The sequence below is a fragment of the Streptomyces sp. NPDC050546 genome (assembly GCF_044457425.1).
Taxonomy (GTDB): domain Bacteria; phylum Actinomycetota; class Actinomycetes; order Streptomycetales; family Streptomycetaceae; genus Streptomyces.
Genome location: NZ_JBITGX010000003.1, coordinates 536,228 through 549,229, shown reverse-complemented (window position 1 = coordinate 549,229; position 13,002 = coordinate 536,228). Strand labels below are relative to the sequence as shown.

At 72.5% G+C, this 13,002-nt stretch carries 11 protein-coding genes; 6 read left to right on the top strand and 5 right to left on the bottom strand.

Annotation, left to right across the window (positions count from 1 at the left end):
- Positions 1-46 precede the first annotated feature (46 nt).
- The gene (locus ACIBK5_RS10545) at positions 47-3,262 is read right to left on the bottom strand and encodes an NACHT domain-containing protein (protein ID WP_399018192.1); all 3,216 of its coding nucleotides are present in this window, start codon (positions 3,260-3,262) and stop codon (positions 47-49) included.
- Between the two features lie 309 nt (positions 3,263-3,571).
- Here ACIBK5_RS10545 and ACIBK5_RS10540 point away from each other — a divergent pair, with 309 nt between their 5' ends.
- Positions 3,572-3,994, top strand: a complete 423-nt coding sequence (locus ACIBK5_RS10540; RefSeq protein ID WP_399018338.1) for a hypothetical protein — start codon at positions 3,572-3,574, stop codon at positions 3,992-3,994.
- 88 nt (positions 3,995-4,082) lie between these two features.
- Here ACIBK5_RS10540 and ACIBK5_RS10535 read toward each other — a convergent pair whose 3' ends face one another.
- Positions 4,083-4,844: an SDR family oxidoreductase gene (locus ACIBK5_RS10535; RefSeq protein ID WP_399018190.1), complete on the bottom strand. Its 762-nt coding sequence runs from the start codon at positions 4,842-4,844 to the stop codon at positions 4,083-4,085.
- A gap of 145 nt (positions 4,845-4,989) precedes the next feature.
- Between ACIBK5_RS10535 and ACIBK5_RS10530 the strand changes: the two genes are divergently transcribed.
- Positions 4,990-5,883: a helix-turn-helix transcriptional regulator gene (locus tag ACIBK5_RS10530; RefSeq protein ID WP_399018188.1), complete on the top strand. Its 894-nt coding sequence runs from the start codon at positions 4,990-4,992 to the stop codon at positions 5,881-5,883.
- A gap of 365 nt (positions 5,884-6,248) precedes the next feature.
- On the opposite strand, the gene ACIBK5_RS10525 is transcribed toward ACIBK5_RS10530, so the two are convergent.
- Positions 6,249-7,655: a cystathionine beta-synthase gene (locus ACIBK5_RS10525; protein WP_399018187.1), complete on the bottom strand. Its 1,407-nt coding sequence runs from the start codon at positions 7,653-7,655 to the stop codon at positions 6,249-6,251.
- Positions 7,656-7,814: 159 nt separating this feature from the next.
- Between ACIBK5_RS10525 and ACIBK5_RS10520 the strand changes: the two genes are divergently transcribed.
- From ACIBK5_RS10520 to ACIBK5_RS10510, 3 genes are all read left to right on the top strand, one after another.
- Positions 7,815-8,840, top strand: coding sequence for an SGNH/GDSL hydrolase family protein (locus tag ACIBK5_RS10520; protein ID WP_399018185.1), 1,026 nt, complete (start codon positions 7,815-7,817; stop codon positions 8,838-8,840).
- 129 nt (positions 8,841-8,969) lie between these two features.
- The gene (locus ACIBK5_RS10515; RefSeq protein ID WP_399018183.1) at positions 8,970-10,190 is read left to right on the top strand and encodes an acetyl-CoA C-acetyltransferase; all 1,221 of its coding nucleotides are present in this window, start codon (positions 8,970-8,972) and stop codon (positions 10,188-10,190) included.
- A 274-nt stretch (positions 10,191-10,464) separates the two neighbouring features.
- Positions 10,465-11,241, top strand: a complete 777-nt coding sequence (locus ACIBK5_RS10510; RefSeq protein ID WP_399018182.1) for a hypothetical protein — start codon at positions 10,465-10,467, stop codon at positions 11,239-11,241.
- A gap of 79 nt (positions 11,242-11,320) precedes the next feature.
- Here the strand turns inward: ACIBK5_RS10510 and ACIBK5_RS10505 are convergent, their stop codons facing one another.
- Complete coding sequence (locus ACIBK5_RS10505) at positions 11,321-11,632, bottom strand: hypothetical protein (RefSeq protein WP_399018180.1); 312 nt, start codon at positions 11,630-11,632, stop codon at positions 11,321-11,323.
- A 101-nt stretch (positions 11,633-11,733) separates the two neighbouring features.
- Between ACIBK5_RS10505 and ACIBK5_RS10500 the strand changes: the two genes are divergently transcribed.
- On the top strand, positions 11,734-11,964 hold the full coding sequence (locus ACIBK5_RS10500) for a DUF4287 domain-containing protein (RefSeq protein WP_215120964.1): 231 nt from the start codon (positions 11,734-11,736) through the stop codon (positions 11,962-11,964).
- A gap of 70 nt (positions 11,965-12,034) precedes the next feature.
- Here ACIBK5_RS10500 and ACIBK5_RS10495 read toward each other — a convergent pair whose 3' ends face one another.
- Positions 12,035-12,943: a Bax inhibitor-1/YccA family protein gene (locus tag ACIBK5_RS10495; protein WP_399018178.1), complete on the bottom strand. Its 909-nt coding sequence runs from the start codon at positions 12,941-12,943 to the stop codon at positions 12,035-12,037.
- Between the last annotated feature and the right edge of the window lie 59 nt (positions 12,944-13,002).

Here is a 13,002-nt window from a genome sequence, read left to right as displayed (position 1 = left end):
GAGGATTCTGCATGAGCATATGCAGACCGGCAAGCCGGACCGGCTCTCAGGGCACGGCACGGCCCGCGGGGCTGGGGTGTTCCGGTTCGTCCGGACAGCCCGGAGCCGGGCCGGGCGTCGCGGGCGCCGTCAGATGTTCCTGGAGCAGCAGATGGCTGAACTCGTAGTGCGCCCCCGACTGCCGCAGCACCCCGCGCCGGTGGGCCTCGGCGAGGAACCGCATGAGCCGCCACGGCGCCCGGCCGGTCAGGGCCAGCCAGATACGGGCCGCGCCCATCCGCCCCCAGGCGCTCAGCGCGAGCGCGTGGGTGCCGACCTGCACCCACACCTCGGTGTGCATGGTGCCCAGCGTGCTGCCGCGCCCCGCCGCCGAGATCAGCAGCACACAGGCCCCGCCCGAGAGGAGGGCGGCGAACGCGCTGCGTCCGAAGGTGGCGGCGCGATCGGTGCGCAGGACGTTGCGCGGACTGGCGGCGCGGATCGTGTCGGAGGGGGTGTTCAGGGCGTGGTAGATCCCGGAGGCGCAGCCGCCGATGGCGCCGACGAGGATGCCGAACCCCAGATAGGGCCCCACGGCGTCACGCAGGACGGCCCGGGCGGAGCGGTGCACGAGCCACACCTTGGCGTCGTGGGGCAGGGCGACGACCAGGTTGTGGGCGTCGACGGGCCGGCCCCGCCACCCGCCGGGCTCGCCCTTCCAGACGACCACCCACCGGTCGTCCGTCCGCTGGATCAACGGACGCCCTGTGAACGCCCCGAGCTCGTCGTCGTACGAGATCCGGGCACCGTGGTTCACGACGAACGGGTCGCGGAGCCCCGTACGCCGGACCAGCAGGATCCGCTCCGGACGCGTCGCGCGGACGGAGCGGCGGCCGTCGTCGGTCTCCTGGAGCCGCCACCCGTCGAGCACGGCGCCCTGCGGCCGGCGCTCGGCGGAGCGGATCTCGTACGTGGCGAAGACGCTGGTGACGCAGCCGACGACGACTCCGGCGGCGACGCTGATGAGCATGCAGGCGACGAAACCCCGCAGCAGTCCCTTCCGGAAGGCGCGCAGGACGACGGCCGGGCTGGTGTACTGCCCCGCCGCCCGTTCGCCGCGCCGCACCCCGGCGAGGAGGACCAGCAGTCCGGTCACCCCGCAGGTCGCGGCCGGGAGCACCTCCCCGACGCAGCCGTAGAGGACGAGTCCGGCCAGGACGACCACCCCGCCCAGCACGCGTACCGCCCGGGGGCCGTCCGGACTTGACGCCCACGGCAGACCCAGCGGCAGAGGCCGCCGGGGCAGGCCGGCGACGGCGAACATCATCGCCAGGGCGAGGCCGAGACAGCAGCCGTTGAGGAACCAGGCGGGCCTCGGGGTGAGCACCGCGCCGAGCCGCGAGCTGACGAGCGGCGGTACGAACAGGCCCAGCGGGACCGCGATCACCACGGCAGCGGCGGTCATCCTCACCGCCATGCGCCCCAGGTGGGCAAGGCCTTGGGGAGCCCGGGCCGTGGCGGGCATCAGCAGGGCCATTCCGCAGCACAGGCCCGTGTAGATGCCGGTGAGGTTGACCACCGCCGACAGCGGGCTGTCCCAGTTGGCGATCACGCCACCGCCGTACACCGCGAGCGGGACCAGCAGCGTCGCGGTGGCGAGGAGCGCCAGGAGCGCCGGGCCGAGCACACGCAGCGCGGGCGGCATCGCGGCGGGCAACTCCCACCAGGCCAGCCGCCAGACATCGGCCGCACGCACACCACCTGCCGCACCGGCGTTGCCCGCCGTGGCGGCACCGCCCACCGTGCCGGCACCGTCCGCCTGGCCGACACCACCTGTCGCGCCGACGCCGCCCACCGTGCCGGCACCACCCGCCGGGCCGGCACCACCCCCCGCGCCAGCGCCACCCGCCGCACCGCCCGCCGTTCCGCCGGTCACCGCTGCCCTGCCCGGCGCGCCCGTCGTGCCCGTCGTGCCCGGCGCGCCCGGCGCCCCCGTCCTGCCCTGCGCCGCGGTGCCGCCACCGTCGTCGTCGGAGGGGCGGTGGCCGGGAAGTTCGCGGGCCAGGCGGCGCAGCCAGCGGTCGGCTGCCTCCGGGCGCCAGGGGCTTGCCGGGTCGGCGAAGGCTGCCGGGACGAAGGCCTCCAGCAGATGTCTCTCGATCTCCCCGGCCGTGGGGAAGCGCACCCCGTCGTTGAGTTCGGACGGGTCGCGGGAGGTGTCGCCGTACACCGTGCGGGCCAGGGTCACCATCAGCGGCGACCGGAGGACGGCGGCCAGGGCCGCGGAAGGCGTGTCGAGGACGGCGGTCCAGGCGGTGGCGGGCCGGTCGCCCGGGCCGGTGTCGCCGCTCGATCGGGTCGTGCGCTCCAGGTAGTCCCGCGCGGCGGCCCGCTCCAGCGGCCGCAGTTCCACGACCTCCGCTGCCGTCAGCACGTCCGCGCCGTGCACCGCGCTCTCCCAGACCGCCGTGCGACAGGTCAGCAGGACGGGCAGCCGGTCGTCGAGCTCGGCGTTCAGCAGGCGCAGCGCGTCCGGGTGCGCCTCGGCCGGCAGTTCGTCGAAGCCGTCGAGCACCGGCAGGACGAGGCCGGCGTCCAGCAGCTCGCCCGCCAGCGTGCGCTCGCCCCGGACCGCGGCCAGCGGCCGGTACTCGGCGGCCAGCCGCTCGGCCAGCCAGGCGCGCAGGCCCGCGGACCGGGGGTCCCAGCCGGCCAGGGCGAACAGCACCGGGACAGGGTCGCCGGGCTGCCGGGCGTCGATCGCGCCGAGGAGGAACTCGACAGCCAGGACGGTCTTGCCCGCCCCCGGCCCGCCCACCACGACCAGGCGGTGGGACGGCACGCCCTGGAACGTCTCGACGATCCGGCCCAGCCGCTGGTCCCCGTCGCGGGGCGCGGGCAGCGGCAGCCCACGCCGGATGTTGCGCGCATGGTCGGCGAGCGGAGGTCCGACACGCCTCCACTGGACGTCCAGGGGAGCGGGGTCCTGCAACCGTCGCCGCCGGGCCTCCACGGCCCACTGGTCCCGCATCGCCTCGGCCAGTTCGTCCGCCGCCCGCTGCCGCCGCTCGGGGCCGGGCGGCCCCGCCTCGGCCGGCTCACGCAGCAGGTCGGCCGCGAAGGCGCACGCGGACACGAGCGCCGAGATCGCCGAGATCCACATGGACGTCCGGTCGGGCCCCTCCCCCCTCGCCAGAACGACGGTCAGCGCCACCAGCCCCGCGGCGACGACCCCCAGTCCGGCGCGCCGCTGCACTCGTGCGTCCCGCAGTGCCGTCCACATCCGGCCGCCCCCCGTCGGGTCCCGATTCCGCTCCGCCGTCGTGGGAGGAACGAGACGGCGGCGACCGGCGTACCGGGGGCCGCGGCGGCGCACGGAGGCATGGGCGAGGCATGACACCGGCATGTGCGCGCCGTGCGCGGGGATCGCGGGGATCGCGGGGATCGCGGGGATCGCGGGGATCGCGGGGCGACGTCACGCGGCGGCGCCGCGCCCGTACTCCCCGCCCGCCCGGCAGCCCCCGCGCCGAAAGGGGGGCTAACCCCAGTGCGGCGGGCGTCGCTTCTTTCTACCGTGAGTTCCATGACCGGAATGGACGCGCGGGACACCGAGCTGAAGAAGGAACTCGACGCCACCCTGCACGCACGCAGGGAGCTGGGCGAGGAGTACGAGTCCGCGCTGGTCGACTCGTTCCTGGAGAAGGTCGACCAGCGGATCGACGGCGCGGTGGACCGCCGGGTGCGCCGGCAGCTCGCCGAGCAGCAGATGCAGACGGCCCGGGAGTCCCGCTCGCCGCGGCCCACGGACTCCTGGGGCGAGCGCTTCGGCTTCGGCATCGTCTCCCTGGTCCTCGCGGTGCCGCTGTCCGCGATCGGCGGGGGCGTGGCCCAGCTGCCCGGGATGCTCGTCGCCTGGGCCGGCATCGTGGGCGTCAACCTGGTCCAGGCCGTCCGCACCAACCCGGAACTGTTCGGCCGCCGCAAGTCCTCCCAGGACAGCGGCTGGGAGGACTAGGGCCTGCCCCTCAGGCCTGCCGGGTGGGCCCGCCGTTCAGACCTGCCGTTCAGACCTGCCGTTCAGGCCTGCCGTTCAGGCCTGCCGTTCAGGCCTGCCGGGTGGGCAGCGCGATGATCTGGCGCAGATTGACCCGGCGCGGCCGGCTGGTCGTGTAGGCCACCAGGTCGGCCAGCTCCTCGGCGGACAGCACGCCCACCTGGTCCCGCAGCTGCGCCACCTGCCGGGCCAGTTCCGCGTCGCCGATGTGGGCGAGCAGCTCGCTCTCGACGAACCCGGGCTCGATGTTGGTGACCCGGACGTCCCGCGGCCCGAACTCGCCGCGCAGGGACTCGGACAGGTAGGTGACGGCCGCCTTGGTCGCGCCGTACACCGCGTAGTTCGGGAAGCTGACGTGCGCGGCGATGGACGAGATGTTCACGATGTCGGCCGTACGGCCGTCCGCGGCGGCGCCCACCAGGTCGCCGGTGAAGGCGCCGATGATCCGCAGCACGCCGGCGACGTTGGTGTCGAGCATCCGCTGCCACTCGTCGGCGCGCCGGGCGTCGACGGGGTGCGGCAGCATCACGCCGGCGGAGTTGACGACCAGGTCGACGGGCCCGTACTCCGTGTGGATCCGGTCGGCGGCGGCCGCCACGGACGCCTCGTCGGTGACGTCTGCGACGACGGCCAGGGCCTGCCCGCCGTCGGCCCGGATCTTCCCGGCGAGCGCTGTCAGCCGTTCCTCACGCCGGGCCAGCAGGGCCACCCGGGCGCCTTGGCCGGCCAGCAGGACGGCGATGGCCTCACCGATCCCGCTCGCTGCTCCGGTGACGACGGCGGTGCGGCCGGCCAGGTTCTCGTACGACATGGGAGATCCCCTCGGTGGCTGCCGGGGCGTCTCCCCGGCCTCGTCCACCACCCTCGGCGCCGTCCGGCGCCGTACCCAGGGGGGCGCTTTTCCTGGGTCTGCCAGTACCAGGTTCGCCGCGCGCGAGGCGCCTAGGCTCGAAGGCATGGACGGAGAACTGGGAGATTTCCTGCGCTCGCGCCGTGCCCGTATCCAGCCGGAGGAGGTGGGACTGCCCTCCTACGGCCGCCGCCGTGTCCCGGGGCTGCGCCGTGAGGAGGTGGCGCAGCTGGCCGGGGTGAGCGTCGACTACTACGTCCGGCTGGAGCAGGGCAGGGGGCCCGGGGACCCGACCCGGACGAAGTCCGGTGGCGTGTCGGACGCCGTGCTGGACGCGGTCGCGCGGGTGCTGCGTCTTGACGAGGCGGAGCACGCGTATCTGCGGGCGGTCGCCCGGCCCCGCCGGGTCGAGAGCGCTCCGGCCGCGTCCCCGCGGTCCGAGCCGGGGGAGGCCGCGTCCCGGGTACGCCCGGGTGTCCAGTCGCTCCTGGACGGTATGGACCGCAATCCGGCGTATGTCCTGGACCACCGTATGGACGTGCTCGGCTGGAACGCGCTCGCCGACGCCCTGCTCGACTTCAGCGGACCCGGCTCCGAGGAGCGCAACATCCCGCGCCGCGTCTTCCTCGACCCCGCCGCCCGCGAGCTCTATCCGGACTGGGCAGCGATCGCGGGCCAGACGGTCGCCCATCTGCGCCTGCAGGCGGGCCATCACCCCGGGGACGCCGCCACCGGGGAACTCGTCGCCGAACTCTCCCGCGCCGACGAGGACTTCCGACGCCTGTGGGCCGACCACGGGGTCAAGCCCTGCGACCACGGAGTGAAACAGCTGCGGCACCCGGTCGCGGGCCTGCTGACCCTCCCGTACGAGACCCTCGCGATCCCCGGGGCGCCGGACCAGCTGATCGTCGCCTACACACCGGAACCGGGCTCGGAGACGGCGGAAGGGCTGCTGTTGCTGGGCAGTTGGAAAGCGAAGACGACCGCAATCCGTCATTGAGGAACCACGACGGGGAGCAACCACGTCCGCGAGAGCGGCGCCGGTTCAGGCGCAAAAAAGGGCGCGGGGACCGCCGCACCCCCTGTTCGGGGGGGCGGGACGACGGCGGTCCCCGCGAGGGACGCGGGCCTGGTCAGGGCCGGGCTGGCGCGTCAGTAGGGTCCATGGAGGTCCGGGAGCCGCTCCGGAGGTCCTTGACGCCTACGGTGTCGACCTGGGCGGGGAGCCGCTCCCGCCCTGCCGACACCCACCAATGTGCAGGACTCGTGTTAAGCGGGTGCTGCGCGAACGTGACACGCTCGTACCACTTCCGCGAAGTCCACGAAGATCACGGACGCCCCAAGTTCACCCGGTTCACGGGTGGTTCACCGGGTGTTCGCCGCCGCTTTCCCGGTCCTGGCGAGGAAGGACAGCAGGTCCTGCCGGCTGACCACACCGGTCGGCTTGCCCTCGACCAGGACGATCGCCGCGTCCGCCTTGCCCAGCACGGCCATCAGGTCCTCGACCGGTTCGCCGGAACCGACCTGGGGCAGCGGGCCGCACATGTGCTTCTCCAGCGGGTCCTCCAGCGAGGCGCTCTTGCTGAACAGCGCGTCCAGCAGCTCGCGTTCGACGACCGAGCCGACGACCTCGGCGGCCATCACGTCGGGGTGGCCCGCGCCCGGCTTGACGACCGGCATCTGCGAGACGCCGTACTCCCGCAGTACGTCGATGGCCTGGCCGACCGTCTCGTCCGGGTGCATGTGGACGAGGGAGGGCATGCGGTCGCCCTCCTTGTCGGCCAGGACGTCGCCGACGCGGGCGCTCGGGCCCGTGTCCTCGAGGAAGCCGTAGTCGGCCATCCACTCGTCGTTGAAGATCTTGCTGAGGTAGCCGCGCCCGCTGTCCGGCAGCAGCACCACCACGACGTCGTCCTCGCCGAGGCGCCCGGCGACCTCCAGCGCGGCGACGACCGCCATGCCGCAGGAGCCGCCGACCAGCAGGCCCTCCTCCTTGGCGAGGCGGCGGGTCATCTGGAAGGAGTCCTTGTCGGACACGGCGACGATCTCGTCCGCGACGGTCCGGTCGTAGGCGGTCGGCCAGAAGTCCTCGCCGACGCCCTCGACGAGGTACGGACGCCCGGAGCCGCCGGAGTAGACGGAGCCCTCGGGGTCGGCTCCGACGACCTTCACCTTGCCGTCGCTGATCTCCTTGAGGTAGCGCCCGGTCCCGGAGATGGTGCCGCCGGTGCCCACACCCGTCACGAAGTGGGTGATCCTCCCCTCCGTCTGCTCCCACAGCTCGGGGCCGGTGGAGTGGTAGTGGGAGAGCGGGTTGTGGGGGTTGGAGTACTGGTCGGGCTTCCAGGCGCCCGGCGTCTCACGGACCAGCCGGTCGGACACGTTGTAGTAGGAGTCCGGGTGCTCGGGGTCCACGGCGGTCGGGCACACGACGACCTCGGCGCCGTACGCGCGCAGCACGTTGATCTTGTCGGTGCTCACCTTGTCGGGGCACACGAAGATGCACTTGTACCCCTTCTGCTGCGCCACGATGGCGAGCCCGACCCCGGTGTTTCCGCTGGTCGGCTCCACGATCGTGCCGCCGGGCTTGAGCGCGCCGCTCTCCTCCGCCGCCTCGATCATGCGCAGGGCGATGCGGTCCTTCACGGAACCGCCGGGATTGAAGTACTCCACCTTGGCCAGGACGGTCGCCCTGATGCCCTTGGTCACGCTGTTGAGCCTCACCAGCGGGGTGTTGCCGACGAGACTGATCATCGAGTCGTGGAACTGCACCGTTGTCTCCGGATGCCGCAGAAGAAGTGGTCTGTGTGGTGCCGCCAGCCTATGTGCTGCCCGTGGTCCGTGACGGTCGTTCACTCCGCGTTGAGATTGGGCGACGGCCTGTACGGGGCAAGCACTGGGTGTACGGGTTCGAGGAGGTGGCGGCGACGCATGACGAGCATGTCGAGGGCGAGGGTGGCCCGGCGGATCGCGGCCGGCGCGGCGTACGGCGGCGGCGGGATCGGTCTGGCGGGGGCGGCCGCCGTGGGTCTGGTGCTGGCGGAGGTGCAGCTGGCGCGGCGCCGGGTGGGCAACGGCACGTCCGGGCACGTGCCGAACGCGGACGGGCTGTACGGCCGTGCGTACGCCGGCCCCGGTGAATCGCCGCTGCGGCTGACGATGCTGGGCGACTCCACGGCCGCGGGCCAGGGCGTGCACCGGTCCGGGCAGACACCGGGGGCGCTGCTGGCGTCGGGGCTGGCGGCGCTGGCGGAGTGCCCGGTGCGGTTGCGCACGGTGGCGACACCCGGGGCCCGTTCGGACGACCTGGACCGCCAGGTGGCCCTGGTGCTGGCCGACTCCGATCCGGTGCCCGACATCTGCGTGATCATGGTCGGCGCGAACGACGTCACCCACCGCATGCCCCCGACCCGCTCGGTCCGCTGCCTGGCGTCGGCGGTACGGCGGCTGCGCACGGCCGGTGCGGAGGTCGTGGTCGGCACCTGTCCCGACCTGGGCACCATCGAGCCGGTCCGGCAGCCGTTGCGCTGGCTGGCGCGACGGGCCTCGCGTCAGCTGGCGGCCGCCCAGACGATCGGAGTCGTCGAGCAGGGCGGCCGCACGGTGTCCCTGGGCGATCTGCTGGGCCCCGAGTTCGCCGAGAACCCGCGCGAGCTGTTCGGCCCCGACAGCTACCACCCCTCCGCCGAGGGCTATGCGACGGCGGCGATGGCGGTGCTGCCGAGTGTCTGCGCCTCCCTCGGTCTGTGGCCGGCCGAGGAGGAGCGCCCGGACGCCTCCCGTCGCGAGGGCTTCCTGCCGGTGGCCCGGGCGGCGGCGGAGGCCGCGTCGGAGGCGGGCACGGAGGTCGCGGCGGCGATGCCGACCGGGTCGCGGGGACCCTGGGCCCTGCTGAAGCGGAGGCGGCGCCGGCGGGTACCCGAGCAGGAGCCGGCGCCTGCCACTCCCTCGAACTGAGGACAGGGAAAGCAAGCGCTTAGTAAACTGCGGCCAGAGTCACACCGCGAGACCCGTGACCCAGCCCATACGTACGGGTAACTTCCCAGACAGCCCAGCCAGACCACCCGGTACGTCAATGGAGCCGTGATGCCCGAAGCCGTGATCGTCTCAGCCGCCCGCTCCCCCATCGGCCGCGCCGTCAAGGGCTCCCTCAAGGACCTCCGCCCGGACGACCTGACCGCCACGATCGTCCAGGCCGCCCTGGCCAAGGTCCCCGAGCTGGACCCGAGGGACATCGACGACCTGATGCTGGGCTGCGGCCTGCCCGGCGGCGAGCAGGGCCACAACCTCGGCCGCGTCGTGGCCGTACAGATGGGAATGGACCACCTGCCGGGCTGCACCATCACCCGGTACTGCTCCTCCTCCCTGCAGACCTCCCGCATGGCCCTGCACGCCATCAAGGCGGGCGAGGGCGACGTCTTCATCTCGGCCGGCGTGGAGACCGTCTCCCGGTACGCGAAGGGCAGCTCCGACGGCCTGCCCGACACGCACAACCCGCTCTTCGCCGACGCCGAGGCCCGCACGGTCGAGACCGCCCAGTCCGAGGGCTCGACCTGGCACGACCCGCGCGAGGACGGCCTGCTGCCCGACCCGTACATCGCGATGGGCCAGACCGCCGAGAACCTGGCCCGCTCCAAGGGCGTCACCCGTCAGGACATGGACGAGTTCGGCGTCCGCTCGCAGAACCTCGCCGAGGAAGCCATCAAGAACGGCTTCTGGGAGCGCGAGATCACCCCGGTGACCCTCCCCGACGGCACGGTCGTCGCCAAGGACGACGGCCCCCGCGCCGGCGTCACGCTGGAGGGCGTCCAGGGCCTCAAGCCGGTCTTCCGCCCGGACGGCCTGGTCACCGCCGCCAACTGCTGCCCGCTGAACGACGGCGCCGCCGCGCTCGTGATCATGTCCGACACCAAGGCCCGCGAGCTCGGCCTCACCCCGCTCGCCCGCATCGTGTCGACCGGCGTCTCCGGCCTCTCCCCCGAGATCATGGGCCTCGGCCCGGTCGAGGCGAGCAAGCAGGCCCTCAAGCGGGCCGGGCTGACCATCGACGACATCGACCTGACCGAGATCAACGAGGCGTTCGCCGCCCAGGTGATCCCCTCCTACCGCGACCTGGGCATCCCGCTGGAGAAGCTGAACGTCAACGGCGGTGCCATCGCCGTCGGCCACCCCTTCGGCATGACCGGCGCCCGCATCACGACCACGCTCATCAACTCCCTCCAGTTCCACGACAAGCAGTTCGGTCTGGAGACGATGTGCGTCGGCGGCGGCCAGGGCATGGCCATGGTCATCGAGCGCCTCAGCTGAGCACCGCACCGTAGCCGCCGTAGCACCGGCTGTGAGGCGTTGGCCCGGAACCCCGGAAACTCCAGGGTTCTGGGCCGTTTTGTGATCCAATCTCCCCCAGGATGTGACCTATCTCCCTCCGCCCGGGGAGAAGCGCAGGTCACAGCAGCCACACCCCCTCCCCCGAGGGCGAAGCCCTGTCCGTTTGGTGACGTTACGCACTGACAGCTGGTTAGTCCGCCCTTCAAGCTGATGTAGGAAGTCGGGGGTCGACTTTGAACCGGGAGTTACGTCAGTGAGCGCCATGCCGATCGCGTTGCTGGTCACCACGGCCGCCACGGGCGCCGTGGGCGTTGCCGTCCTGCGCACCGTCCTGCAGCTGCGGCGACAGGTCGCGGCCCTGCACACCGCGCTGGCCGAGAACCGCGCCGCCACCACCCGTGCGCTGCTGCCGGCCGCCCGCACTGCCGACACCGAGGAGATACGCGCCGCCGTGGCGGCGGCGCTGGCCGAGGAGCGGGAGCGGGAGCTCGCCGAGGCGCGGGCGTTCTGGGCCGCCCAGGAGACCCGTGACGCCTCCGACGCGCCGTCCCTGCTGGGCCTGCCCGACCCCGATCTGTTCCTGCCCCGGCAGGCCGATTTCGCGGGTCTGGAGTCGGTGTCCGAGCCCGGCGCCGACACCGAGGAACCGGCCGAGTCCCCGGAGCTGGCCGCGGCCCGCCGCCGTCACCCCTCCCACCCGGACTTCGTGCCGGCCCAGTCGCCCGTGGTGAACGACCACGAGCGCACGGTCGCCACCCTGGAGGAGCTGGCCTCCTCCCGCGTGGAGCTGACGGACGTCCGCCCGGGCCCGCTGGGCACCCTCGACGTCTACGTCTTCGCCGACGGCACGACCCTGTGCATGACCCCGGGCCACCGGGAAACCGCGGAGCACCTCGCCACGGCCCTGCGCGCGGGCGAGACCCCGGTCCTCCTCGGCGGCTCCGGCATCGCGGGCGCGTACACCCTCACGTTCGAGTGCGGCGAGGAGAACGTCTACATCCTGGCGGACCGGGTCATCTCGTCCCTTTGAGGGGCGCGGGGCTGTATCGATATGCGGCTCCGCCGCGCGGGCGCGAGCGGCCACATCAAACCCGCACCCGCGCACGGCGCTAAACCCCCGCCCGCTTCTGCGCCTCCTCCACGGCCCTCACCGCGTCATCGACATCGGCGTCACTGGGAATCACGACGGCCAGATCGTGCCCGGCCACGGTGATCTGATCTGCGGCAGCAAACATCCCCGCGTCGGGCATCTCCCGGGGCTCCACGTCAGGAGCCTCCAACCGCTGCGCCCTCCGGGCCAACTCCCGGGCCAGCTCCAGAGCCTCAGCGGCAGCACTACGCTGCAACCGGCTCTGGGGCGCGGCCCTCAAACGATCGGCGAAGTGATCCACCGCACGGGTCAGAGGCGTCGTATCAACCACGCCGCGAGCGTACGCGTCGCACCGGGACTGTTGCCAACGGGCGAACACTCAGGCACGGTGACCTGAAGGACCGGCTTACATCCCAGCGTCCGGAGGCGCCGATGTCCCAAGTCTTCTCCGAAGAGACCCATCGCAACCTGCTAGCCCGCATCCCCCACTGCACCGGTCGTGAGATCACCGACTGGCTTCGCACCGTCGAAGATGGCCCGGCGCTCTTCCGCTTCGAGGAAAAGGTCAGCTGGCTCCGGCACGAACACAACCTGGCCTACGGCCACGCCAAGGCGATCGTCCACGAGTACGACCTGAGGAGGGCCGCGCGCAAACTGCTCTAGGCGCGGACAACGAGAAGGGCCCCGGCCGAAGCCGGGGCCCTATCGCGTACGACGGTCAGTACGAGCCGTACTAGTCGTTGCTGTTGAGGATCGAGATGAGCCTCAGGAACTCCAGGTAGATCCACACCAGCGTCAGCGTGAGGCCGAAGGCCGCGAACCACGCCTCCTCGCGCGGAGCGCCGTAGGCGATGCCGTCCTCGACCTGCTTGAAGTCCAGGGCGAGGAAGCAGGCGCCGAGGATGATGCCGATGACGCCGAAGATGACACCGAGGGCACCACTGCGGAAGCCGAGGCCGTCACCGCCGCCGAACACCGCGAACAGCAGGTTCACGGTCATCAGCAGGATGAAGCCGAGCGCGGCCGCCATCACGAAGCCGTAGAAGCGGCGGTTGACGCGGATCCAGCCGGCCTTGTACGCGATCAGCACACCGGCGAAGACCGCCATGGTGCCGATCACGGCCTGCATGGCCGCGCCGTCGGCGATGCGGTTGTCGACGATGTTGGAGACGACGCCGAGGAAGACACCCTCGAACGCGGCGTACGTCAGGATCAGCGCGGGCGAGGCCTTGCGCTTGAAGGACTGCACGAACGCCAGGACCATGCCGATCAGCGCGGCGCCGATACCGATGCCGTAGCTACGGCCGATGTTGGCGTCGTCGATCGGCAGCAGGGCCCAGGAGAGCGCCGCGGTGAGGATGAGCACACCGAGCGTGCTCCCCGTGCGCAGGACGACGTCGTCGATGGTCATCCGGCCGGTGGTGGCCGGCGCCTGCGGCGGAGCACCGTGCTGCAGGTCCTGCTGGGCGTAAGGGTTCTGCGCGTACGGGTTCTGCGCGTACTGGTCGCCCGTCGGCTGCGCGTACGGGTTGCCCTGCGTGGCGACAGCGGGACCCCCGGCCTGCGGCGCGGTGTTGAAGCCCGCGTAGCCGTTGTCGCGGCTGAACCCCCGTCGCGAGAAGACCGGGTTTCTGCTCCTCATTTCACTCCTCCACGGCCACACGTCATGGCCTTGGCTCAAGAGTAATAGGTAGGCAAAGG

Excerpts from the sequence above, each read along its gene's own strand:
- ACIBK5_RS10545 (WP_399018192.1), bottom strand. The coding sequence starts at position 3,262 with ATGTGGACGGCACTGCGGGACGCACGAGTGCAGCGGCGCGCCGGACTG.
- ACIBK5_RS10540 (WP_399018338.1), top strand. The coding sequence starts at position 3,572 with ATGGACGCGCGGGACACCGAGCTGAAGAAGGAACTCGACGCCACCCTG.
- ACIBK5_RS10535 (WP_399018190.1), bottom strand. The coding sequence starts at position 4,844 with ATGTCGTACGAGAACCTGGCCGGCCGCACCGCCGTCGTCACCGGAGCA.
- ACIBK5_RS10530 (WP_399018188.1), top strand. The coding sequence starts at position 4,990 with ATGGACGGAGAACTGGGAGATTTCCTGCGCTCGCGCCGTGCCCGTATC.
- ACIBK5_RS10520 (WP_399018185.1), top strand. The coding sequence starts at position 7,815 with ATGACGAGCATGTCGAGGGCGAGGGTGGCCCGGCGGATCGCGGCCGGC.
- ACIBK5_RS10515 (WP_399018183.1), top strand. The coding sequence starts at position 8,970 with ATGCCCGAAGCCGTGATCGTCTCAGCCGCCCGCTCCCCCATCGGCCGC.
- ACIBK5_RS10500 (WP_215120964.1), top strand. The coding sequence starts at position 11,734 with ATGTCCCAAGTCTTCTCCGAAGAGACCCATCGCAACCTGCTAGCCCGC.
- ACIBK5_RS10495 (WP_399018178.1), bottom strand. The coding sequence starts at position 12,943 with ATGAGGAGCAGAAACCCGGTCTTCTCGCGACGGGGGTTCAGCCGCGAC.